Annotated in this window: 18 protein-coding genes and 4 pseudogenes; 9 read left to right on the top strand and 13 right to left on the bottom strand. The window is 56.5% G+C overall.

Features of this window, described 5'->3' with window-relative positions:
- Positions 1–24: 24 nt before the first annotated feature.
- The 3 genes and pseudogenes from F8N96_RS35960 (at position 25) to F8N96_RS32750 (ending at position 2,721) form a co-directional block, all read left to right on the top strand.
- Positions 25–581 (top strand): annotated as a pseudogene (locus F8N96_RS35960) (LysR family transcriptional regulator).
- 162 nt (positions 582–743) lie between these two features.
- Positions 744–1,511 (top strand): annotated as a pseudogene (locus F8N96_RS32755) (Hsp70 family protein); the annotation flags it as partial.
- Between the two features lie 7 nt (positions 1,512–1,518).
- The gene (locus F8N96_RS32750; RefSeq protein ID WP_150801302.1) at positions 1,519–2,721 is read left to right on the top strand and encodes a hypothetical protein; all 1,203 of its coding nucleotides are present in this window, start codon (positions 1,519–1,521) and stop codon (positions 2,719–2,721) included.
- Between the two features lie 51 nt (positions 2,722–2,772).
- Here the strand turns inward: F8N96_RS32750 and F8N96_RS32745 are convergent, their stop codons facing one another.
- From F8N96_RS32745 to F8N96_RS32715, 7 genes are all read right to left on the bottom strand, one after another.
- A complete protein-coding gene (locus F8N96_RS32745) occupies positions 2,773–3,342 on the bottom strand; it encodes a hypothetical protein (RefSeq protein ID WP_150801301.1) in 570 nt (189 codons plus the stop codon).
- Between the two features lie 282 nt (positions 3,343–3,624).
- Positions 3,625–4,968, bottom strand: coding sequence for an OprD family outer membrane porin (locus F8N96_RS32740; protein WP_150801300.1), 1,344 nt, complete (start codon positions 4,966–4,968; stop codon positions 3,625–3,627).
- Positions 4,969–5,162: 194 nt separating this feature from the next.
- The gene (locus tag F8N96_RS32735) at positions 5,163–7,007 is read right to left on the bottom strand and encodes a dipeptide ABC transporter ATP-binding protein (RefSeq protein WP_150801299.1); all 1,845 of its coding nucleotides are present in this window, start codon (positions 7,005–7,007) and stop codon (positions 5,163–5,165) included.
- An 11-nt stretch (positions 7,008–7,018) separates the two neighbouring features.
- Positions 7,019–8,530 carry an argininosuccinate lyase gene (gene argH / locus F8N96_RS32730; RefSeq protein WP_150801298.1) on the bottom strand — a complete coding sequence of 504 codons (1,512 nt, stop codon included), beginning with the start codon at positions 8,528–8,530 and terminating at the stop codon, positions 7,019–7,021.
- Between the two features lie 6 nt (positions 8,531–8,536).
- Positions 8,537–10,117, bottom strand: a complete 1,581-nt coding sequence (locus F8N96_RS32725) for an ABC transporter substrate-binding protein (RefSeq protein WP_150801297.1) — start codon at positions 10,115–10,117, stop codon at positions 8,537–8,539.
- Between the two features lie 60 nt (positions 10,118–10,177).
- Entirely contained in the window at positions 10,178–11,041 is an 864-nt protein-coding gene (locus F8N96_RS32720; protein ID WP_150801296.1) for an ABC transporter permease, read from the bottom strand.
- Between the two features lie 7 nt (positions 11,042–11,048).
- On the bottom strand, positions 11,049–11,969 hold the full coding sequence (locus F8N96_RS32715; protein ID WP_150801295.1) for an ABC transporter permease: 921 nt from the start codon (positions 11,967–11,969) through the stop codon (positions 11,049–11,051).
- Between the two features lie 192 nt (positions 11,970–12,161).
- Here F8N96_RS32715 and F8N96_RS32710 point away from each other — a divergent pair, with 192 nt between their 5' ends.
- The gene (locus F8N96_RS32710; RefSeq protein WP_150801294.1) at positions 12,162–13,085 is read left to right on the top strand and encodes a LysR substrate-binding domain-containing protein; all 924 of its coding nucleotides are present in this window, start codon (positions 12,162–12,164) and stop codon (positions 13,083–13,085) included.
- 143 nt (positions 13,086–13,228) lie between these two features.
- Here F8N96_RS32710 and F8N96_RS32705 read toward each other — a convergent pair whose 3' ends face one another.
- From F8N96_RS32705 to F8N96_RS32695, 3 genes and pseudogenes are all read right to left on the bottom strand, one after another.
- A complete protein-coding gene (locus F8N96_RS32705) occupies positions 13,229–13,972 on the bottom strand; it encodes a hypothetical protein (protein WP_224794161.1) in 744 nt (247 codons plus the stop codon).
- A 2-nt stretch (positions 13,973–13,974) separates the two neighbouring features.
- Positions 13,975–14,175: pseudogene (locus F8N96_RS32700) on the bottom strand (transposase); the annotation flags it as partial.
- Positions 14,154–14,285: pseudogene (locus tag F8N96_RS32695) on the bottom strand (metallophosphoesterase family protein); the annotation flags it as partial. The pseudogenes F8N96_RS32695 and F8N96_RS32700, both read right to left, overlap by 22 nt.
- Before the next feature lie 102 nt (positions 14,286–14,387).
- On the opposite strand from F8N96_RS32695, the gene F8N96_RS32690 reads away from it, so the two are divergent.
- On the top strand, positions 14,388–14,744 hold the full coding sequence (locus tag F8N96_RS32690) for a hypothetical protein (protein ID WP_150801293.1): 357 nt from the start codon (positions 14,388–14,390) through the stop codon (positions 14,742–14,744).
- A 91-nt stretch (positions 14,745–14,835) separates the two neighbouring features.
- Here F8N96_RS32690 and F8N96_RS32685 read toward each other — a convergent pair whose 3' ends face one another.
- Complete coding sequence (locus F8N96_RS32685) at positions 14,836–15,867, bottom strand: TRAP transporter substrate-binding protein (protein WP_150801292.1); 1,032 nt, start codon at positions 15,865–15,867, stop codon at positions 14,836–14,838.
- Positions 15,868–15,967: 100 nt separating this feature from the next.
- Here F8N96_RS32685 and F8N96_RS32680 point away from each other — a divergent pair, with 100 nt between their 5' ends.
- The 4 genes from F8N96_RS32680 to F8N96_RS32665 all read left to right on the top strand — a co-directional run bounded on the left by F8N96_RS32680 (position 15,968) and on the right by F8N96_RS32665 (position 19,351).
- Complete coding sequence (locus F8N96_RS32680; protein WP_150801291.1) at positions 15,968–16,666, top strand: GntR family transcriptional regulator; 699 nt, start codon at positions 15,968–15,970, stop codon at positions 16,664–16,666.
- Positions 16,667–16,693: 27 nt separating this feature from the next.
- On the top strand, positions 16,694–17,482 hold the full coding sequence (locus F8N96_RS32675; protein ID WP_150801290.1) for a phytanoyl-CoA dioxygenase family protein: 789 nt from the start codon (positions 16,694–16,696) through the stop codon (positions 17,480–17,482).
- 61 nt (positions 17,483–17,543) lie between these two features.
- Positions 17,544–18,341 carry an SDR family NAD(P)-dependent oxidoreductase gene (locus tag F8N96_RS32670; RefSeq protein ID WP_150801289.1) on the top strand — a complete coding sequence of 266 codons (798 nt, stop codon included), beginning with the start codon at positions 17,544–17,546 and terminating at the stop codon, positions 18,339–18,341.
- A 71-nt stretch (positions 18,342–18,412) separates the two neighbouring features.
- Entirely contained in the window at positions 18,413–19,351 is a 939-nt protein-coding gene (locus F8N96_RS32665; RefSeq protein WP_150801288.1) for an AEC family transporter, read from the top strand.
- A gap of 63 nt (positions 19,352–19,414) precedes the next feature.
- On the opposite strand, the gene F8N96_RS32660 is transcribed toward F8N96_RS32665, so the two are convergent.
- Positions 19,415–20,197 carry an SDR family NAD(P)-dependent oxidoreductase gene (locus F8N96_RS32660; protein WP_150801287.1) on the bottom strand — a complete coding sequence of 261 codons (783 nt, stop codon included), beginning with the start codon at positions 20,195–20,197 and terminating at the stop codon, positions 19,415–19,417.
- A gap of 90 nt (positions 20,198–20,287) precedes the next feature.
- Positions 20,288–21,358: a sigma-54-dependent Fis family transcriptional regulator gene (locus F8N96_RS32655; protein ID WP_150801286.1), complete on the bottom strand. Its 1,071-nt coding sequence runs from the start codon at positions 21,356–21,358 to the stop codon at positions 20,288–20,290.
- Positions 21,359–21,496 lie beyond the last annotated feature (138 nt).

The following is a 21,496-nucleotide window of genomic DNA, read 5'->3' as shown; positions in this document are numbered from 1 at the left end:
TCCAACTGCTCGGCAGGTGCCATCGTGGACATCAAGCAACTCAAATTCCTGATCGCGCTGGAGCAGACTCGACACTTCGGGCAAGCTGCCGCGCGCTGCCACATTACTCAGCCGACGCTGTCCATGCGCTTGCGCAATCTTGAGGATGAACTGGGACTGGAACTCGTCACCCGAGGCCAGCGCTTTGAAGGGTTCACGCAAGCGCCCATTTCGAAGGCACCGAACTGAGTTGGGAAGATGCCGCCGAGCTACCCTTGGGGATGATCAGTAATGGCATGCACTATCGCAAATCCATCGACCTGAGTTTCCGCAGCCGCGGGCTCGATCCGCAGCCGATTCTCGAAAGCGATTCGACCTACCAATTGTTCCAGGCGATTCACGAAGGTTTTTGCTGCTCGATCATGCCGCTGGACAGTGGCCTGGAAAACCCCATCGAGAATCTGACCTTTATCAACCTGCCGGATGCCAGCGTGCTCGCCCCGCTGGGTCTGGTCATGCGCAAAACCGAACCGCGCTCGGCCATCGCCGAAAAATGTTTTGCCGAAGCCCGAAAACTATTTGCCGTGAAGAACTCGATCTAGAGTGTCGAAGGTTTGGTCATGCACCGCGGTCCGGTTCGTTCATCAAACGTGCGGGCATTGAACCTTCATTGCAAACCGTGATCGCACAATGACCCCGATCTGTCTCTGCGGTTCAAGGAAGAACAGGTTCATGAAGTCAAGCCAGGGAAAAGGAACGCATAGATGATTGTCGGAATCGACCTGGGTACCACCAACAGCCTGGTGGCTGTCTGGCATAACGACGTTAGCGTTCTGGTGCCTAACGCACTGGGTCAGGTGCTGACCCCTTCGGTGGTGGGGCTGGACGATGAAGGCCGGATTCTGGTCGGCCAGGCTGCCCGCGAGCGCTTGCACACCCATTCCACCCTGACCGCCGCCTTGTTCAAGCGTCATATGGGCAGTGCGCACACCGTGCAATTGGGTACGAAGTCGTTGCGCCCTGAAGAACTGTCGGCGCTGGTGCTCAGGAGCCTCAAGGAAGACGTCGAGCGTACCTACGGCGAACCGGTGACCGAGGCGGTCATCAGCGTCCCGGCGTATTTCAGTGATGCGCAGCGCAAGGCAACCCGTATCGCTGGCGAACTGGCCGGGCTGAAAGTCGACAAGCTCATCAACGAACCGACCGCTGCCGCACTGGCCTACGGCTTGCCTCAGCACGGCAAGGAAACCTCGTTCCTGGTCTTCGACCTGGGCGGCGGCACCTTCGACGTGTCAGTCCTGGAACTGTTCGAGGGGGTCATGGAGGTACGGGCCAGCGCTGGCGACAACTATCTGGGCGGCGAGGATTTCGACCAGGTGCTGGCCGAGCGCTTTATCCAGACCCAGCGCGACCAGCCAGGATTTGCGCCGGCACAATCCATTGCCCACGCGCTGCGCCGCGAAGCCGAGCGAGTCCGCCAGGCACTGGGGCAGGAAACGGCGAGCGAGTTTGTGTTGCGGGTGAACGGGCAAACGCTGCGTGAACGATCCCGAAGCGCATCGGCACCTTCTGACATGGGGCATTGAACAGCGCCAGTGGTTGACGCCCTGGCAGCGGATCCCCGCCAGTGAATTTGAGCAGCATTGTCTTGCCCGCGCCCTTACGGCAGCGCTTTACCGCAAGCTCGACCAGCAGTTGGCAACCGGTCAGGAACAGCAGTTCTTCGACTGCCTGGAACACCACAGCCAACAAGCCTGGCTGGGTGATTTCGCACGCCGCCAGGCGCTGCAGGTGCATCTCCTGAATCTGTTCCTGAATACCGAGGACTGGTCACCGCCCCTGTTTCAACGGGTGTGTCGATTGTTCGCCTGGGACGTTGAATCGGCGGTGGTGCCCATTGCCCAAGAGCAGTGGCAAGCGCTGCACCGACGCTGCGAGCAGCAAGCCTGGCTTGGCGAGCTGCGTTACTTGATGCAGCAACGCCTGCCACACCCCAGTGCGCGCGCCAACGCCGCCACGCTGTTCCTGCTGGCGACCCAACCGGGGCAGCAGGCGGAGCTGGCCGCAGGTATCGTCGAGGCGGACTGGCAGGCCTGCGAACAACTGGCAGCGACCTTTGCCACGCGTTTCCCCGACCTGCTGGGGATGTTCCCCAACCATGATCCCTGGTTCTGGAAGGCACTCATCGGGCACAAGGACCCGCCCCATGGCGTGAAACGTGCGGCCTGCGTCTTGACCCTGACCCTTGCACTGAACAGCCTGCCCGGTTCCGGACTCATGGTGACGCTGTTCATGCTGCCACTCTATGCACTGGGTGGCGTGTTGGCGGCACAAGTCGGCAAATGGCTGCTCAGCCATTGGACCTCCTTGACGCAATCCCTGCAGGACCTCGACCAGCGCGCCAGCGAATGGTGTGTACGCCACAAACTGACCGCGGATCGTCGTTACCTGGTGATCCGTAATGGCGGCCCGTTACTGGCGCTTGCCGTTGTCATCTGGCACTGGCTTGGGGTACTGGGGTTGGCGACTTATCTGATCAACGGGGCGATCGGCCTGCTGCAGCCCGCCAGTGCAGTCCCGGCGGACCGCCAGTACCGCTGGCGAAAGCCATTGCAGGCGATCTATCGGATTGCCGGGCTCAGTTGGCTGCAATGGGTGTTCTGCGTGTCGATGGTGGTTGTGATTGGCTACGTGCAACTACATATGCCCGGCACCCTGCTCACTCAAGGTCGATTGCGTTAAATATCGTGCGGTCGATTCATCAAATCTGGAGACATGGAATGTTCGAAAACATCAATGTAATTGGCGAACAAAGGGTGCTGTCGACAGACGCCGAAGTCGATCAAGCCCAACATGCGCTGGGTAGTCGATTCCCCGGATTTCCCTGCCGACTCGGACGAACACCTGCCACCACAGGTGCACAATGAAGGCTGGGTGGAGACTCTGGAAACGGCCATGATCGAGGATGTTATTTCCAACACGAACCAACAACGGGTCCAGCCTTTCCCTTTCGATACCCTCAAGTGCTGACATCAAGTCAGCCGTGGGCTGAGCCATACTGGGATTGGTTATTTCCGGAATTTGTTTCTGAACAAGCTCTCGACATTCGGCGATGGAAGAAAACATCGCCTCATGATCCAATTGTTGATGAGTCCTAGTAAATACGGCCCGTCGGTAGCACCCCTTCAAAACCACTTTAACGGCAATGACAGATTGCTTCTCCACTTCGCCGGGGGTTGTCCAGATGACGGTAAGGAACAGGGCAGTAGCCCCAGCGATTACTAAAGATACTAATATTTTGGGGATTAGAGGCAACTCCGCCGCCCAAGGGACAATTTTTTGTAATTGATCTACTAGATCCACAATAGATAGTCTCCTTGGTATTTCGTATGACGATGCCAAGTGCTCTGATTTCAGGAGAGTACCCGCAATAGTAGTACATATGATTTCTTTTTCAATATTAGAGTGACCAAGGGGCACTCTGAACTGTACTTCGACACCTGCCCCCCCGCATCCGGCGGGTCATGCAACATTTTTTGAACCATAACGTTGAAATAGAGTTAGGCCATCCGTGGCCCCGCACGGTGGTCCTTTCGGCAATTCCGTTGTGACCGATCACATCAGCCCAGCCGGAACAGCTAACGGTTACCAAAGCGAATAGCTGTAGTTGACGTACAAACGGGTCTGGTCCTGATCCTGGGCCGTCGTCGTGGGCAGCTCGGTGCGATAGTTTGCGCGACGCAGAGAAACGCCCAAGCCTTTGAGTGAACCGCTCTGGATGGCGTAGTCCAACCGATAGTCGCTCTCCCATTCGCTATATCGTCCGGTCGTTGCATTGCCGATGCCACGGATATCCTGACCTTTGGCGTAGGTCCATTGAGCTTTAAGCCCAGGCACACCAAGACCGGCAAAGTCATACCTATAGAGACCAAAAGTGGAGTTTTCACCCGCACGGGTAAAGTTGTTGATCATGATATCCGTGTAAAGGTAGACGCTGGCGCCTCCTTCGCCTTCCGGGCGCCCGCGACCATCCACCAGGCTGCCGTTGGTGACATAGGGCATGCCCCCGCTATCACTGACGCGCTGATGACCGAGGGTCAGTGAATGGCCCCCCAGCGAATAAGTAAAAGCCGCCGACCACGTGTTGTTATTGACCTCACCCAGTCCGCCAGCGTTATAACCATTTTTGTACTGGTAGTTGGTGTTACTACCGTTTTCCCCATCTGAATGGCTGTTGAAGTAGCGCAGATCAGTTTTCAAGGATTGTTCCGGTGAGATCTGGAAGTCATGGAGCAATCCCAGAAAAGTCTGGCCGTAGTAATCTTCCAGTTGCGCATAATAATACTGAAGCGTCAGGTCCTTCGTGGCTTTCCAGTCAGCCCCCACGAAACGGAATGCGTCGGCCCCCTTGCGCCCACCTGCAGAAATGCCGGCCCAATTACTTGAGGCTCGACCAATGGCGCGGTTCAGTTGACCTGCCGTGTAAGTGACGCTTTCAAACTCTTTGGAAGTCAGTACTGCACCTTGGAAGGATTGTGGAAGCAGGCGCGAATCGTTTGCTACCAGGATTGGCAGGTTTGGCGCTAACGCATTGCCCGCCTTCAATTCGGTTTTGGATAGCTTGATTTTGGCATTGGCACCCAGGCGGCTCCAGTTATCAACCGGTGTGCCATCTGTATCAATGGGGGTGATGGTATTGCTGGTCGATGCGCTGTGAGGAGAAATCCCACCGCCCAGGTTCACACCCAGCAACCCTTGAGCGTCAAGCCCGAACCCAATCAAACCTTGTGTGTAACCAGAGGTAAAATCAAACTTAAGGCCTGTTGCCGACTGCCGTTGATCCACCCCGTTTGGCCCGCGTTGATCTCCTTCAAAATATAATGTGCGTGAACTGACCGAGGCTTTGCTGCCGTCTAAAAAACTGGAGGAATAGGCCTGCTGGTAGAGTGCGGCCAAGGCCAGGCCGAGCGCCAATTTGCTCTTGTTCATCTATGCTCTTCCAATGTTGAAGTTAAGCAGCCGTGCAAGTCCGCGGAACTCGCTGACGCCCGCCCAACTTAAGTAACAGGGACACTTCGCACAGGGCGCAGTGAGATTTTTGTTTTTATAGTGTTGCCCATGAGCGGCTCAGGACAGTTGAGCAAGCTCTTTCGATAGATGATTGCCGATCTTATTATGCTTGATTACATAATGGCCGACGTCGCAACAAAATGGCCAGGCGCCACTTCCAGATAACTCATCTGCGGCGCTTGATAGTCGATATCATAAATTCGGCTAGGCACGGTTTCCTCCATCAGACTGAATGGCTTTCTGGGCACGTCCAGATCAGCCGAGGGAACGGCGCTCAATAACTTTTGCGTGTAGCTATGGTGAGGATTTTCGAATACCGACCGACGCGGACCGATTTCAACGATGCGACCATGGTACATCACACCCACCCGGTGGCTGACTCGCTCGACCACTGCCAGGTCATGGGAGATAAAAAGGAATGAGATGCCCATATCCCGCTGCAAATCCTGCAGCAGATTGATCACTTGCGCCTGAATGGAAACATCCAGCGCAGAGACCGCTTCATCCGCAATGATAAGTTTTGGGGAGAGTGTCAGCGCACGTGCTATACAGATTCGTTGCCGCTGTCCTCCTGAAAACTCGTGTGGATACCGTTGTGCATGTTCAGAAGAAAGCCCCACTCGCTCCAACAGGTTACGAACTTGCTTGCGCGCTTCGGCTCCCCGGGCGATGTCATGCACATACAGCGGTTCTAACAGGCTGTCTTCAATAGTGAGGCGCGGGTTCAGAGACGCATAGGGGTCTTGAAAGACCATTTGGATGTCTCGGCGCAAGCGCTTCAAGCCGCTCTTGTTCAACGCTCCCAGGTTCTTGCCGCCAAAGACGATATCCCCTCCCTGGATTGGCATGAGGCCGGCAATCGCACGAGCGCTGGTTGATTTACCACAACCTGACTCACCGACCAGAGCCAGTGTTTCACCTGGGTAGATGTCAAAGTCGATGGCTTCGACGGCATGCACACGACGCCTGACTTTGCCGAAGATACCGCCCTTGAGGTCGTACCGGATGGATAACGACTTGACGCTGAGAATAGGCGGATTGTCGTAGTCGGGAGCAACGCTGCGGGCGAGTCCGGATTGCGCAGAAGTCTCATCGGCCTTATCGTCGATAAGCGGAAATTTTGCTGGCAAATACGTGCCGCGCATCGAGCCGATTTTAGGCACCGCGGCAAGCAGTGCCCGGGTATAGGGTTGTTGAGGCGTCTGTAGAACAGCCTTCGCAGTACCCTGCTCGACGGTCTCGCCTTTTTTCATCACCATCACCTGGTCTGCCACCTCGGCCACGACCCCCATATCGTGGGTGATGAAAATAACGCCCATGGCCAGGCTGCTTTGCAACTCTTTGATGATGCGCAGGATCTGCGCCTGGACCGTTACGTCCAGCGCGGTGGTTGGCTCGTCGGCGATGAGCAATGTAGGCTCACAGACCAGCGACATGGCAATCATGATGCGTTGGCGCATCCCACCGGAAAGCTCGTGGGGGTATCTGTTCATGATCTGCTTCGCATCGGGAATGCGCACCAGGTCCAGCATGCGCAACGCCTGGGCTTGCGCGGCGGCACGATTGCACCGCTTATGCAGGATAATGGCCTCGGTGAGTTGAGAGCTGATCTTGAACACCGGATTCAGCGAGGTCATGGGTTCCTGGAAGATCATCGACATTGACGACCCTCTGAGATTACGCATGACAGATTCGGGTGCTGCTACCAGATCGACAATGTCGTTGCTTCTGGTTTGCAGCTGCATCGACCCGGAGACAATTCTTCCGCCGGCCCGCTTGATCAGGCCCATCATGGCCATCGAGGTCACGGATTTTCCAGAGCCGGACTCGCCAACGATCGCCAGCGTCTGACCGCGCATGACCTCGAAGGAAACATCCCGCACCACGGTCGATTCGCTCGCTCTGGCGCCGAACGCCACACTCAGGTTTTGAACGCGGGCTACCAAATTCTTGTTCATGGGAGGCTCCCTCAGTCGACGATCTTGGAGACGGCGGCGTCGAGGTCAGTCCGGGACTTGGCGACCTTCAGCCTGTTTTGGGTCACCCACTCGCAGTCCTGCTGCAGTTCATTGCGGGCAATCGACAACAACCGCTGGACTTCGTCCGGGCCTACCCCACCCGCAGAGATACGGGTTTCAACAAACCGACGCGGGTTCAACGCGTCGCGGACCTGCGCATCCGTATACCCGAGCGGTGAACCTATGGTTTCCATCGCGGCTTGATCCAGCGCCGCACCGGTCACCATTCCCGGCGATACGCCGGCGAGCATGCAGTTACGAACCAGGCGCGCCACGGCGTGATGGACCTGGCGGAAAGAGATGCCACGATCCCGAACGACAACGTCGGCGAGGTTGCTGGCTGTACACCAGCTCCCCGACAGCAGGGCCGCCATCCGATCTTCATGCACCACCAGCGTTTCGATGATGCCGGTAAAGAGGTCCAGCATCCCCTCTGTGATCTCGAGAGCCTCATGAATCAACGGCAGGTCGCGCATGGCCTGATCGCCGGTCCCTTCGGACCTGAACGTCGCCAGGGCCGTGCTGAGCCAGGTAACGGAGCCCCCCGCGGCCTTTTTAATGGTCTCCAGGCCACTGGGGTTTTTCTTCTGCGGGAAGATGCTGCTGGTACCGCAATAGCCATCGTGGCTTTCCACGGTCGCGAACTCGACACTCGACCAGATGTGCAGGTCGGTAGCGAGATCGTTCAAGTCAGCCATAACGAATGACAACGCACCGATAGTCTCCGCTGCATACCACGCTTCCCGGCCCAGCTTGGAGTTTTCCACCAGACTGTCGAACCCCAGCAAGTGCGCCGTACGACCGCGGTCCAGAGGCCAGGACGTACCCGCCAGGCCTACTGCTCCAAGAGGATTACGATTGACCCTGCCGTAGGCATGCGTCAGGCGGCTGAAGCTATCGTGCAGCCTTGAGGTAAAGCTCAGCAGGTAGTGGCCAAAGACCCAGGGCTGAGCATGCTGCATATGGGTATAGCCCGGCATGATGGTGCCCGAATGCTGCGCGGCCTTCTGGATCAGCGCTACCTGGAATTCATTGATGCGATCCAGGACGGCCAGGATGCGCTTGCGGTCGTACAGGCGACGCACCGTTGCACCCTGATCGATACGACTACGGCCGGTGTGCATTTGTCCTGCTGAATCTTCACCGATTCTAGAGAACAGGTACGATTCGACTTGCAGCAGAAAGCTGCCTTTCTTCACATCAAATGGAAAGTCTGAAGGAGACATATCCCGTATCCGTCGCAGTTCCGCCAAGATGGCTTGGCCGACTGACTCAGATAGAATCTGCTGCTCGACCAGCATCACCGTATGCGCTAAATCAACTTCCACGAATTCATGAAACTGGCGCTTCTCGGTTTCAAGCGCCGGAATATCATGATATCTGACCATGCGCTCAGCAGCCGGTGCACTCAGGCGGGCATCGGTCAATAGGGTTTCGTTGGCATGTGCATGTGCATTCGACATTTTAAATCACCGCTCAATAAGTTCTACATTCTTGAAATCGATGGTCCCTTCGTAATCAACATCCAGGCCATTCAAATCTTTGCGCACGCCGATAATTTGCTCTTGGTCAAACAGCGGCAGATTGTCTGGATCCTGTTCCCACAGAATCTGTTGTATCTGACCGTAATAAGACATGCGTTGTTTTTGATCCAGTTCACGAGAAGCAAGCTGCAGAAGTTTGTCCACATCGGGGTTGCTATACCCCGTCAGATTCTGCGGATCACCCGTCGACAATTTGCGTCGCAGGCGAATATCGGCATCCGAGATGCCCGTACCCAGCAACCACATGTTTGCATCATTGGTACCTTTACCCGTGCCCTTCCCCGGGTCGGGGCGATACAAACTTTTTTGATAGGTGGCCCACTCCCATACCTTGAATTCGGTTTTCAATCCAACGGCATTGAGATAGCCCTGAACAACCTCGGCAACTTGGCGATCCTTGGTATAACGACCCGCCGGGGTCCACATGACGACGGTTCCCGGGTAGCCACCGGGATAGACTTCGTCGATGATTTTCTTCGCGGCATCAGGGTCGTACTTCACCGGAGTAAACGCACGTCGCGCTTGCGTTCCTTCTGGAAACGGACCCGTAGGAACTTTGCCGTAACCCAGCAGTACCTTGTTGACCAAGGCTTGGCGATCAATGGCCATGCTGACCGCCCGGCGTATACGCGCATCATCGAATGGCGGCCTGGTCAGGTTCATTTCGAAGAACACCTGGAATGTACTGGGCACCCGGAGCAATGTTGACTTGTTAAGTTCCTTCAACTCGATAGCGGCTTCCGGCGACAAGTTAGCGGCGACATCGGCATTTTTGGTCCGTAGCTCAATGACTCGAGAAGAATCCTCCCTGACCGGACGGAACACTATTTTTGATGGCTTGCCACTGACGCCATGAAACAATTTGTTTTTTTCAATAATGGCCTGGTCATTGGGTATCCAGCTATCAAAAATGTATGGCCCCGTGCCGACTGGATGATGCCCATAGGCCCGCCCGTATTTTGCAACGGCTGCCGGGCTATTGATGGACGAGGATTCTTTCGCCAGCAGTTCCAGCATGGTGGGGGAAGGATTTTTTGTCGTGACCCGTACCTGATACGGCGATAAAACATCCACCGATAAGATATCCGCATAATAGGAACGATGCGGAGAACCCAGCTTGGGGTCACGAATCCTGTCTAGATTAAACTTCACCGCCTCGGCATTGAAATCCGTACCGTCATGGAACTTTATTCCCTGCCTCAGCACAAACGTCCATTGTTTGCCATCTTCCGATCTGGACCATGACTCTGCCAGATCAGCTACAAAGTTAGAGCGGTCGCGACCGTCCCAGGCGATCAATCTGTTGAACAGGTGATCGATCACATTGTAGGACGGTACGCTACGCGAAATGGCTGGATCCAACGTATCAATATCAGATCCCTGAACGAAGGTCAGTTGTTCCATCTCTTTAGCGCTGGCGACAGACAACAAATCTGCCGACAACCCGATGATGCCTGGAACAGCAAAACAACGTATGAGCACTGCCAGGATGTTTACGCGCCTCATAATCTTCTCGCTCGATAACTCTCGTGGAAACTCATGGCGGCTATGCCACACCAATCTCAATTAAGCGTTGCGCGATTTCGGATCGATGTAGTCCCGCAGTGCATCGCCAACAATGTTGAAGCTCAATATGGTCAAGACGAGGGCGCATCCAGGCGCGATCAAGACATAGGGGTGTGTGGTCAACAAAGGCCGCGACTCGGAGATCATCGAACCCCACTCCGGTGTCGGTGGAGGTGGACCAAGACCCAGGAAGCTAAGCCCGGAACCAATGAGTATTGCTTCGGCCAGCGATACGGTGGCCTGAATGATGACCAACGAACCAATGTTGGGCAGGATATGCACCAGCAGCAGCCGTAGATCGCCGACACCGATGGATTTCGAGGCCAGTACAAACTCCCTGTTTCTCAAGGCCATGACAGGCCCGGCAAAGAAACGGACATAGATAGGAATGCTCGAAATGGCAATGGCCAGCGTCAGACTGAATATGCTGTTGCCCGCAACGGTAATGACCAGGATAGCGACCAGTGTCCTGGGGAATGCGATCATGGAGTCCATGACTCGCATCACCAGACTGGCGATAGCACCGTTGTAATACCCGCACGCCGCACCCACCGAGACGCCGACAAGCATCGCAATGCCGACACTGGAGACCGCGACAGTGAGCGTAATGCGCGCCCCCCACAAGACGCGTCCTAACAAGTCTCGGCCCAGTTGGTCAGTCCCGAGCAAGGATTCAGTTCCAGGCCCGATAAGCGACTTGGACAAGTTGATTTTGGTCACCGAATCCCAGTCAAACAGGAAGGGGGCGCAGAGTGCAGCCGCGACCATGACCAAGATAACCACAAAGGCACTAAGCGCGAACCAGCGTTTATTGGATATAAGGAAGCTGATAAAGCCCAGCCGACGTTTTTTCGGCAGTAGCATGTCAGCCTCAGTTGTAACTGATGCGAGGGTCGAGGATGCCATATACGAGGTCCACCATTAAATTGATAATAACGACTAAGGCCGCAAACACAAGGACGGTGCCTTGGACTACATAAATGTCTCGAGCCATAATTGCATCAATCAGGAAGCGCCCCATACCAGGCCAGGCAAATACGGTTTCGACAATAACGGCGCCGCCCAGCAGTCGACCAAAGTCCATCCCAAAGACTGTAACCAGCGGGATCGAGGCGTTGGAAAGCGCATGTTTAAGGACGACTTTATAACCGGGTACACCTTTCGCGTACGCCGTACGGATGTAATCTTCTTTCAGCACGTCCATCATTGTGGATCGAGCCAGCCTCGAAAAGGTTGCAACGTAAGGCAGGCCAAGTGTCAAGGCAGGCAATATCAAGTGCTGCAACCCGCCTCTACCGGTGGGCGGGAGCCACCCCAGGTTCGCCGAAAATATCGACATCAATATGAGCCCGAGCAGGAAGCCGGGCATTGATATACCGAGTACTGCAACCGTTGTCAGCGAACTGTCAAGAAACCCCCTGGGTCTTAGCGCGGCGACAATACCGAGTGGAACGCCAATGATAACAGCGAGCAACATTCCCGCTGCAGTGAGTTCAATTGTGGCTGGAAGCGTTCGAGCAATGCCTTCGAGCACTGGCGTAAATGTCTGGAACGATTCTCCAAAATCACCCGTGGCAATTTTCTTTATATAAATTATATATTGGGTTACGAGGGGTTGATCCAACCCGTAGTTTTGCCGTATTTGCGCAACATCCTCTTCAGTTGCATCAGGTCCAGCCGCTAATTGAGCCGGATCGCCCGGAATGAAATGCATGACCAGGAATACCACAATGGATACTCCCAATAGCATCGGTAGCAGGAGTAATAACCTGCGGATGGTATAATTCAGCACGAGCTGTCCTCTTTTTATTTTACATCAGCGGTACCCGGCATTTATTGCGGGGCCAGGCTGTTTGCTAAAACTACGCGAGTAAAATCATCGCTCGGCGTCCTCCCCATATCAAACCGGTAACGTGTTGGACGCACATAACAAAATGTTATACCTTCAGCGGCTGGTACCCCCAACGACCGGCCGAGCGCTACGATGAAGCTGAATCCCCGCCAACTGGAAGCCTTTCGAACAGTCATGCTCACGGGTAGCATGACCGTCGCCGCTGAAGCGCTACAGATAACCCAACCTGCGGTCAGCAGGCTCATACGCGACCTCGAAACCGTACTGTCTCTTCGGCTGTTTCGCCGCGAGGGTAATCGCCTCATTCCTGGCGCTGAAGCTCAGTTCTTATATGCAGAAGTCGATAAGTTCTATCAGGGCATCGAGCGGATCGAGCGCATTGCAGAGGACCTGGTAACGCTCCGTACAGGCACATTGCGGATAGGTTCGATGAGCACACTGGGTCTCAGTGTCGTGGCTGAAGGTGTATGTCGCTTCGCGCGAAAACACCCCGAGGTCAGAACGTCTCTGGACGTGCGCAACTCTCTGGGCATCCTGGAGCTGACATCGGCGAACCAGATAGATATCGGTTTTGTCCAGATCCCCTCGGGAGATTATCCCGGGATTCAAGCGATACCCCTGCCCCCGATAAGTGCAGTGTGCGTGATGCAGGTTGACGATGTACTGGCCTCTAAAGAGGTCGTTTCACTGGACGACTTACATGAACGTCGATTGATTTCACTGAATACGAATAACCCGCTGCAGCGGCGAATTACGTCTGCAATGGAGGCTCGCGGTGTTGTAGGTATTTCTTCCGTGGAAACCACTGCAGCCCACTCCGCCTGCGGCATGGTGTCCGGCGGGCTCGGAGTCGCAGTATGCGATCCCTTTACGGCTTCCTACTCGAAATACCCGGGGATTACGTTTAGAAAAATTGATCAAGACATTCCATTCGAAGTGTCCATGGTATTTCCCAGTCATCAGCAACGCTCCAAATTGGCGTCGGACTTCATGCGGGTAATGGAAGGTATCTTCAAATCGGAATTCATTTCCATGATTCCCCGTGAGGCGTATTAAGCCAAACCCTTCACGTGATCATCACGGCAGCGAGTCTTTCTTTCTAATTGGAAAAGTGTTCAGCGTGGCGGCTCACCGAGAGGGTGTCACTGCTCGACTCCCTAACATTCCTAAGGCGAATGTTAGAATTTTCGTTGCCGGTCTTACGCAGGTGACGGTGTGACCACGGCGGACGGGGCATCCCGCGTGGGTACCTCGGAACTGTCCCGCGGGATGACCTGAACCGGCTCCTCCAGGTCATAGGCCGCCATGTCCAGATAGCGTTTTACCCAAGCCCTCTCATAGGCCGGACTGTGAATGCCGTCCAAAATCAGCCCGGAAATGACCAGCAAGACGATACCCATCATCACAAATACCCAGCCCTTACCCAACGTAAAAAATGGCGTGGCTTTAATGACCTCGGTGCAAAGGGCGACCATAAAAGCGACGAGCGAGGCAAAGCCCAGGTTTTGCGACAATGCCGGCCTCGCCGGTTTACCGGTCAGGTCTGCATAGGCCGATAACTCCCGGAGCTTCGAGGCCGTGTAGCCCTCATCACGCAGCGCCTCCAGAAAGAAGGCATAGCAAAGGATGTTTTCCTTCCCTAACGAGGACTGACGGTCGATGGCATGTTCGGCGAACTGCCGCGGATAAACCATTTGAAGCGCTTTGAGGCGGGTGAGATAGAGCGCGAGCGCCCAGGGAAAGAGGACGATGTAGGCGTAGGGAATCAGCGCCGGGTTCTTTATGCCCAGGCCCGCGAACACAACAAGCGGTATTGTTGAAGCCGCAGCCGCCCACATGGGCCATAACCTCCGGGCATTTTCGCGCTTGAACAATAGTTTATTAGGTTGTTTGCGACTGCGTTTGTAGAGGACCTTGAGGTCAGCCCATTCCATGAGTTTCATGACTAATCCGTATATTCAAGGGAAAATCGTTCAGCGGGCGTTTCGTAGTTTAGTGTTTTTCGAGGGCGGCTATTTAGCTGCCTGGCTACTTCATTGAGCGTGGCTTGCGAGTGATCAGCAAGGTCAGTCCCTTTCGGGAAGTACTGTCTTAACAGCCCATTGGTGTTCTCATTCGATCCCCGCTGCCAAGGACGATGAGGATCTCGAGTTTTCCGATGTCGCCGGCGTGGATGATCCGTTCACAACCTTCCAGGGCAGCGACGGCTTCGGCGCGGAGCAAGCCATGGGTATCGGAGATCACGCCAACTTTCATTTTGGGCTCCAAAGCATGCTCAAGCCAATCGGATCTCATGCATGATCCTCGGTTTCGGGCACACTTGCAGGGTCATTCAGGGATTCGCTAAAAGGAATTACGATGCGATTGTCCAGCTGCAAGCTAGTCATGCTGAGTTTGGCGCTCTCGATTCAAGGCGTTGCAGGGGTCCAGGCTGCGACGGAACATGAGACCAGTACTCCCCAGAGGATTTCCGTGCTCGCGGGCAAACTGACTTACACATTGCCGCAAGGTTATGTCGAGCGCGAGTTGCCTGAGCTTGATGAGAAAGCCAGAGCTAAAGGCATGACGGGCACGTTGTATGTCAACGCCGCACAAAAACGCATGGTGGTGGTGACTGAGACCCCGGTGCCGGAAGGATCGATTGAGGGGGATAACGATGAGGAGTTTCTACTCGGATTGGCTAACGGCACACTGAACCAGGCAGGGCCAGGCTGAGCAGGCGGTAAACGCCTGCCAGCGGCTTGAAGCTGCACCCATCTCCCGAGCACATCCACTCCCTACAGCAGGCATTTCCCCCGATCGTCGATCAAACCAAAGATCCGCTTATCTTCTCCAACAACGCCCACGGCTTCTCGCCGAACGTCTCGCGCCACTGCGAGTAGTAACCCGCCTCACGCAGTTTCTGACGGAAAGCCTCGGGGGCAACGCTGCTCAAGATCAGTTTTTTGCTACCCAGCACCTCGATGACGTCCAGCTGCATCGTTCGCAGATCGGCGCGCATGTTCACCCCTGCCTCGTTGATGTGTTTCGTCACAAGTGCCTGCACCGGCGCGGGCAGTCCGGCAAACTTCGATTGATTGCCAAGAATCCAGAAGCCGTCCCACATGTGGTTGGTCATCGAACAATATTTTTGCACTTCATACAGCTTGGCGGACGCGATCAGCGTCAGAGGGTTTTCCTGACCTTCAACAATACGGGTCTGCAAAGCGGAATAAACCTCGGAAAAGTTGATGCTCGCCGGTGCGGCCTCGAAGCTGCGGAACATCGACATGATGATCGGACTTGGCGGGACTCGCAGTTTCATTCCCAACAGATCAGCGGGTGTCGCAATGGGCCTGCTGCTGGTGGTCGTGACCCGGAATCCGTTATCCCAGATTTTTTCGAACGCAAATAACACCTCGCTCCTGGCAATCTCGGTGCGGATATGCGCACCCAATTCGCCATCCATCGCCGCCCACACCTGATCGTAATCCTTGAACGCGAACCCCACTGCGCTGATCTGCGCGGCAGGTATCAGGGTGCCCAGAATGACCGGCGGGCCTGCATAGAAATCGATGGCCCCGGAACGTGCCTGGGCGAGCATGTCGGTGTCGCCGCCCAATTGGCTGCTGGGAAAGACTTGCAGCGCAACACTGCCCTGGGACTCCTCGGCGATACGCTTGGCGGCCTCGCGGGCGCGGACATTCATGGGGTGGTTCAGGGGCAGGTTGTTGGCGAACTTCAGTCGAAACTCTGCAGCACGACTGTTTGCGCTGTACAGGCCTGATCCTGTGGCCAGCAAGGCCGCTGAGGCGAGGGACAGGGTTTGGACAAATCGACGACGTGAGATGCCGGTCATGATGACTCTCCACTTGATTTTTTTATGGATGAAAGAGTGCGTTGACAGCATATCGATTGATTTGTAGTCTGTATACAGAACACGAAAACAGGACAGCATCATGCAAAAGCTCAACACTCCGGCGCATTTGATCGAACAAGTTTACGACGCCATCCTGGACGCCATTTGCGAGGGGAAGCTGCAGCCTAATGAGCGCGTGACGCAAGAAGGACTGGCTGCACAACTGGGCGTTTCACGCCAGCCGATCCTGCAGGCTTTCCAGATCCTCAAGCGCGAAGGTTTTATCGAAGATCACGGCCGCAAAGGGGTGATCGTCACGCCACTCGACCCACAGAAGCTGGTGCAGCTGTATCAAGTGCGCGCCGCCCTGGACGCACTCGCGGCACGCAATGCCGCACGGCTTATACGCCTAAACGGCGCGAAAAAACTGCAACCCGTCGCCGACAAGCTGGTCAGTCAGGGCCGAGCGGCTGCCGCCTCCAATGACACCAGCGCGCTGGTGCGTCTGGACATGGCATTCCACCAATTCATCTATGAAATATCCGGCAACCCAGTAATCACCCAGACCACCGCCCTGCACTGGCACCACATCCGCCGGACCATGAGCTCGATTCTGCAGAACGACGTACGCACGTTCGAAGGCGTATGGGATGAACACGAAGCGATCCTTGGCGCCATCTTCGATGGCAATGAAGAACTGGCGGCACGGCTTGCCCAACAGCACGCCGAAACTGCTGCCGAACACCTGGCGCGGATTCTGGAGGGCTCGGAACACGCGACAAAACTGAAGCAGGCCTGACCTGCGGACCCACCCCTGGAGACATTCATGAAGCTGACACAAGAACAAATCAAGGCTTATGACGAAGAAGGCTACATCCTGCTGCCAAGCCTGTTTTCACAACAGGAAGCCGCATTGATGAAATCCCGTCTTCCAGCGCTGTACCAGATGAACCGCGACGAAGTGGTCAAGGAAAAAAACGGTGTGGTGCGCACCGTGTTCGCCGCTCATACCTTCGATGAAGTATTCGCCCGAGTGGCCAGCCATCCACGCCTGATCGATCCGGCGCGGCAATTGCTGAACAGCGAGGTGTACATGCATCAGTTCAAGATCAACGCCAAGGCTGCGTTCAACGGCGATATCTGGCAATGGCACCAGGATTTTGGCACCTGGCACCAGGATGACGGCATGCCAGAAGCTCGGGCGATGAACGTGGCGATATTTCTCGATGACGTCAACGAGTTCAACGGCCCACTGATGTTCATTCCTCGCTCGCACAAAGAAGGCCGCCTGGACGCCAGTCACGACCTGACCACCACAAGTTATCCATTGTGGACGCTGGACAATGCCAAAGTCAGCGAGCTGGTCGAGCAAGGGGGGATTGTCGCGCCCAAGGGCGTCGCCGGTACGGTGCTGATTTTCCAGAGCACGCTGGTGCATGCGTCGTCGCCTAACCTGTCGCCATGGGACCGCAACACGCTGTACGTCACCACCAACTCGGTGGAGAACGCCATCCGCAAATTCCAGCGCCCGGACTACATCGCTCATCGCGACTTTACGCCGATCCAGACCCTCGACGACGCCTGCCTCGACGAGTTCCAACAAGCCGTAGCTTGAGCCTCACTGCCCGCCGAACCGCGTTTGGCGGGTAGACATCGCCATAAAAAGGACAACAACGATGAACGATTCCATGCGCGACAAAGTTGTAATCGTCACGGGCGCCGGCGCAATCGCCGAGGGTTGGAGCAATGGTCGGGCGGCGGCGGTGTTGTATGCACGCGAAGGTGCCAGGCTACTGGCGGTGGACCGGGATCCACACTCGGCCGAGGCCACTTGCGCCATCATTCGCGAAGAAGGCGGCACCTGCGAAGTGTTCACGGGCGACGTCTCCAACTCAGCCGACATGCGCCGCATGGTCGAGGCTGCGCAGGATCATTTCGGTCGTCTGGACGTGCTGCACAACAACGTCGGTATCGCCGAAACCGGCGGTCCGGTGGAGGCCAGCGAAGAAAGCTGGAACCGTTTGCTGGCCGTTAACCAGACCAGCCTGTTTCTGACTTGCAAGTACGCCCTGCCAGTGATGGAGGCACAGAAACGCGGCGCCATCGTCAACATCGCCTCGATTGCCGCAACCCATTGGCTGGGTTTCCCCTATGTCGGCTATTCAGCGACCAAGGCGGCGATGATTGCCTTTACCCAGAACATTGCGGTTCAGTACGCCCCGCTGGGTATCCGCGCCAACTGCGTGTCGCCCGGTTTCATGAACACGCCGATGGTCAGCGCGTCGCTGACCAAGACCTACGGCGGTGAGGTTCAAGCCATGCTCGACACCCGCCACGCGCAATGCCCCATGGGTTTTATGGGCGATGCCTGGGATGTGGCTCACGCGGCGCTGTTTTTGGCTTCCGATGCCGCGCGCTACATCACCGGCACCAATCTGGTGGTCGATGGCGGTCTGACCTTGCGCTGCGCCTGAATCCGCACGCGTCAGTTTTTTCTCTTTGCAATCTGCCGTGGTTCGCCGCGGCGGTAAGGACACGTGCGGCGATGCTCGCCATCTTTAATGTTGCCTTTCCAGTATTCAGTCTGATCTTTGTCGGCTTCTTCTGCCGCCGACGCGGCATCCTCGGGCCCAATGCGTCCACCGAGCTCAACCGCTTCGTCATTTATCTGGGGTTGCCGGCGCTGCTGTTTGAATCAATGTCCAGACTGGGCTCGGTGCAGGCGCTCGACCTGCATTTCGTTGCCGCTTTCGCCCTGGGCATGGCCGTGGTGTTCTTGATGACTTTGTGGCTGCGACTGCGCAAGCAGACGCACTTCATCGACGCCACGATCGATGCGTTGGGCGCCGCCTATCCCAATTCCGGGTTCCTGGGCATTCCGCTGTGTCTGCTGACTTTCGGTGAGGCGGGTATCGCGCCAGCCGTGATCGGTACGTTGATGACCGCCTGCCTGCTGTTTGCCCTGGCGATTGTGATGATCGAGATGTTTCGCCAGAGCGAAAAACATTTGGGTCGAACGTTGGCCAAGGTGGGTGGCTCGCTGCTGCGCAATCCGATCATGGTAGCACCGGTATTGGGTTGCCTGGTGGCGTGGAGCGGTGTGGTGCTGCCCACCGGCGTGCAGCAGTTGTTCCAGTTTCTCGGCGCAGCAGCGGGCCCCTGCGCACTGGTTTCCATTGGTTTATTCCTGGCCGCCACCCACTCACACAAGGTCAACGGCAAAACCCTGGGCATGCTGGTCACCATGAAGTTGTTGGTACAGCCGGCGGTGACCGGTGCCTTGGTGTTCTGGGTGTTCGAGTTGCCGCCAATGTGGGCCTGGTCAGCGCTGTTGCTGAGCGCATTACCGGTGGGCAACGGGCCCTTCATGCTGGCGGAATTATTTGGCCGGGAGGCGAACACCATGTCGCGCACGATCCTGATGTCGACGTTATGTTCGTTGCTGACGGTGTCGGTGATTCTGGCCTGGATTCCTCGTCAATAAAGGACCTCGCTACAGGGTTTCGATGATCCTGCAGCGAGCGCCCCTACCCTCCCCGGCGACCGCCTAATCGCGCATGTACCCACCGTCCACATCCATGATTTCCCCGGTCACGAAACTCGCCGCGTCCGATGCCAGGAAACAGACTGCGGCGGCGATATCTCGCGGTGTCCCGGCGCGTCCCAACGGCATGTCAACCAACACTCGAGCCCGCGCTTCGGCATTCAGGGTGCTGGTCATGTCGGTGTCGGTCAACGCCGGGGAAACCGCGTTGGCGGTAATGTTGAATGGCCCGGCCTCGCGTGCCAGCCCCTTGGTCAATGCAATCACGCCGCCTTTGGCAGCGGCATAACAACTGTTGCCCAACAGGCCGCCACCGCGTTTGCCAGCGACCGAAGCAATGTTGATGATCCGTCCCGAGCGGCGGGCCATCATGCCCGGTAATACGGCCTTCGCGCAGTAGAAAACGCTATTGAGGTCGATCGCCATGACGCGCTTCCATTCGGCCGCACTCACCTCCAGTAGTGGCAAGGTCGAAACGATACCGGCATTGTTGACCAGAATATCGATGCTCCCCAAAGCCTGTCCAACCTGGCTGACCATGGCATCCACCTGTTGTTCGTCGGCAACGTCCACCCCCAAGCCAATGGCATGAATGCCCAACTCGCCTAGCTGTGCGGCTGCGCGCTCTGCGGCGGCATGGTCGAGGTCGCAGATCGCGATCCGTGCTCCGCATTGACCCAGGGCGACGGCGATGGCATAGCCGATCCCGCGCGCGGCTCCGGTAACCAGTGCGTTACGGCCCTCGAGAGAAAAACTGATCGGCGCAAAATTGGCTGAGGCATTCATTATTATTATCCCTTGATCTGGACGCAGGTCGGCCTTCCCGAGAAACGGGAAACGGCCGGTTGTTCAATGAAAAATCAGGCGGTGAAACCGTCAGGAAGGGGCGTAGCTGCCCAGCGCCAACTGGTTCTTGAGCGGCGCAATGTTCAGCCGCCGCAGTACGCGATACAGCGATGGCCGACAGATGCCCAGCGCACGAGCAGCAGCAGTCATATTCCAGCGGCAATTGATGAGCACGCCGAGTACGTCCTCGCGCTCCCCCACGGGTGCCGCGGTGGGTCTGCTCTGGCGAATCGGCGTCACGTTCTGCACGTTTGCACGGACCGGTTGCGAAGGCTGACCGCCCGCTTGTGAAAGGAAATCAGCGGGCAGATCACACCGCTGGATGCGCGCGCCTTCCTTCACTGCACAGGCGTATCGGATGACCGCCCGCATCTGCCGCAGGTTGCCTGGCCACGAATGGCCGAGCAACAGGGGCCAGACGTCGGCAGCGATCACCTGGCGTGGATCGCAACCGGGTAATTCGGTGGCGACCATGCTGCTCACAAGTTCGGCACGGTCAGTGCGTTCACGTAGCGGCGGCAACTGCACCACGCCGGTGGCAATGCGATAGAACAGATCTTCGCGAAAGCTGCCGTTTTCCACCAGATGCGTGAGGGATTGGTGAGTGGCACAGATCAGCGCGAAATTCACCGGCACGCTGCGCTCGGCACCCAGCGGGGTGACCTCGCGCTCGGCGATCACGCGTAACAGGCGGGTCTGCTGCTCGAATGGCATGTCGCCAATTTCATCGAGAAACAAGGTGCCGCCGTCGGCCTGCGCCACTTTGCCCTTCTTGCCCCCCGGCAGGGCACCGGAAAAGGCACCGCGGGAGTAGCCGAACAGTTCGCTTTCGATCAGGGTTTCGGGGATGGACGCACAATTGAGGGCGACCAGTTGCGCGGCGTGGCGCTGACTGTGCTCGTGCAGCGCACGGGCCAGCACCTCTTTACCGGTACCCGTCTCACCCTGGATGAGTACAGCGATCCCGCGCTCCATCAGGCGCAATGCGCGGCGAAAAGCCTGGCGCACTTGCGGGTCAGTGTCGTGGGCAATATCGCATTCAGGGTAAGCGGCGGTTGTGTGGGCTCGGGTAAACGAAGGGTGTTCGTGTACGGAAGGCATCAGCGTCACCTTTTATTATTGTATAGCTCGTGACTATGTCGACTCGCCGCACTTGTGATGCAGCCGTCGATATGGCGTTGAATGACAATAACCACGCACACTTATATTTTCCAATCCATAATAAATCATCTATTGATA

It is taken from the genome of Pseudomonas fluorescens, from assembly GCF_902497855.1.
Classification (GTDB): domain Bacteria; phylum Pseudomonadota; class Gammaproteobacteria; order Pseudomonadales; family Pseudomonadaceae; genus Aquipseudomonas; species Aquipseudomonas fluorescens_BI.
The sequence above is the reverse complement of the archived record's forward strand: the minus strand, read 5'-3'. Positions and strand labels throughout refer to the sequence as shown.

What these genes read in the sequence shown, in the direction of transcription:
- F8N96_RS32720 (WP_150801296.1), bottom strand. Translation starts at nt 11,041, where the DNA reads ATGCTACTGCCGAAAAAACGTCGGCTGGGCTTTATCAGCTTCCTTATA.
- F8N96_RS32655 (WP_150801286.1), bottom strand. Translation starts at nt 21,358, where the DNA reads ATGCCTTCCGTACACGAACACCCTTCGTTTACCCGAGCCCACACAACC.
- F8N96_RS32675 (WP_150801290.1), top strand. Translation starts at nt 16,694, where the DNA reads ATGAAGCTGACACAAGAACAAATCAAGGCTTATGACGAAGAAGGCTAC.
- F8N96_RS32690 (WP_150801293.1), top strand. Translation starts at nt 14,388, where the DNA reads ATGCGATTGTCCAGCTGCAAGCTAGTCATGCTGAGTTTGGCGCTCTCG.
- F8N96_RS32740 (WP_150801300.1), bottom strand. Translation starts at nt 4,968, where the DNA reads ATGAACAAGAGCAAATTGGCGCTCGGCCTGGCCTTGGCCGCACTCTAC.
- F8N96_RS32680 (WP_150801291.1), top strand. Translation starts at nt 15,968, where the DNA reads ATGCAAAAGCTCAACACTCCGGCGCATTTGATCGAACAAGTTTACGAC.
- F8N96_RS32685 (WP_150801292.1), bottom strand. Translation starts at nt 15,867, where the DNA reads ATGACCGGCATCTCACGTCGTCGATTTGTCCAAACCCTGTCCCTCGCC.
- F8N96_RS32725 (WP_150801297.1), bottom strand. Translation starts at nt 10,117, where the DNA reads ATGAGGCGCGTAAACATCCTGGCAGTGCTCATACGTTGTTTTGCTGTT.
- F8N96_RS32670 (WP_150801289.1), top strand. Translation starts at nt 17,544, where the DNA reads ATGAACGATTCCATGCGCGACAAAGTTGTAATCGTCACGGGCGCCGGC.
- F8N96_RS32735 (WP_150801299.1), bottom strand. Translation starts at nt 7,007, where the DNA reads ATGAACAAGAATTTGGTAGCCCGCGTTCAAAACCTGAGTGTGGCGTTC.
- argH (WP_150801298.1), bottom strand. Translation starts at nt 8,530, where the DNA reads ATGTCGAATGCACATGCACATGCCAACGAAACCCTATTGACCGATGCC.
- F8N96_RS32705 (WP_224794161.1), bottom strand. Translation starts at nt 13,972, where the DNA reads ATGAAACTCATGGAATGGGCTGACCTCAAGGTCCTCTACAAACGCAGT.
- F8N96_RS32660 (WP_150801287.1), bottom strand. Translation starts at nt 20,197, where the DNA reads ATGAATGCCTCAGCCAATTTTGCGCCGATCAGTTTTTCTCTCGAGGGC.
- F8N96_RS32665 (WP_150801288.1), top strand. Translation starts at nt 18,413, where the DNA reads ATGCTCGCCATCTTTAATGTTGCCTTTCCAGTATTCAGTCTGATCTTT.
- F8N96_RS32710 (WP_150801294.1), top strand. Translation starts at nt 12,162, where the DNA reads ATGAAGCTGAATCCCCGCCAACTGGAAGCCTTTCGAACAGTCATGCTC.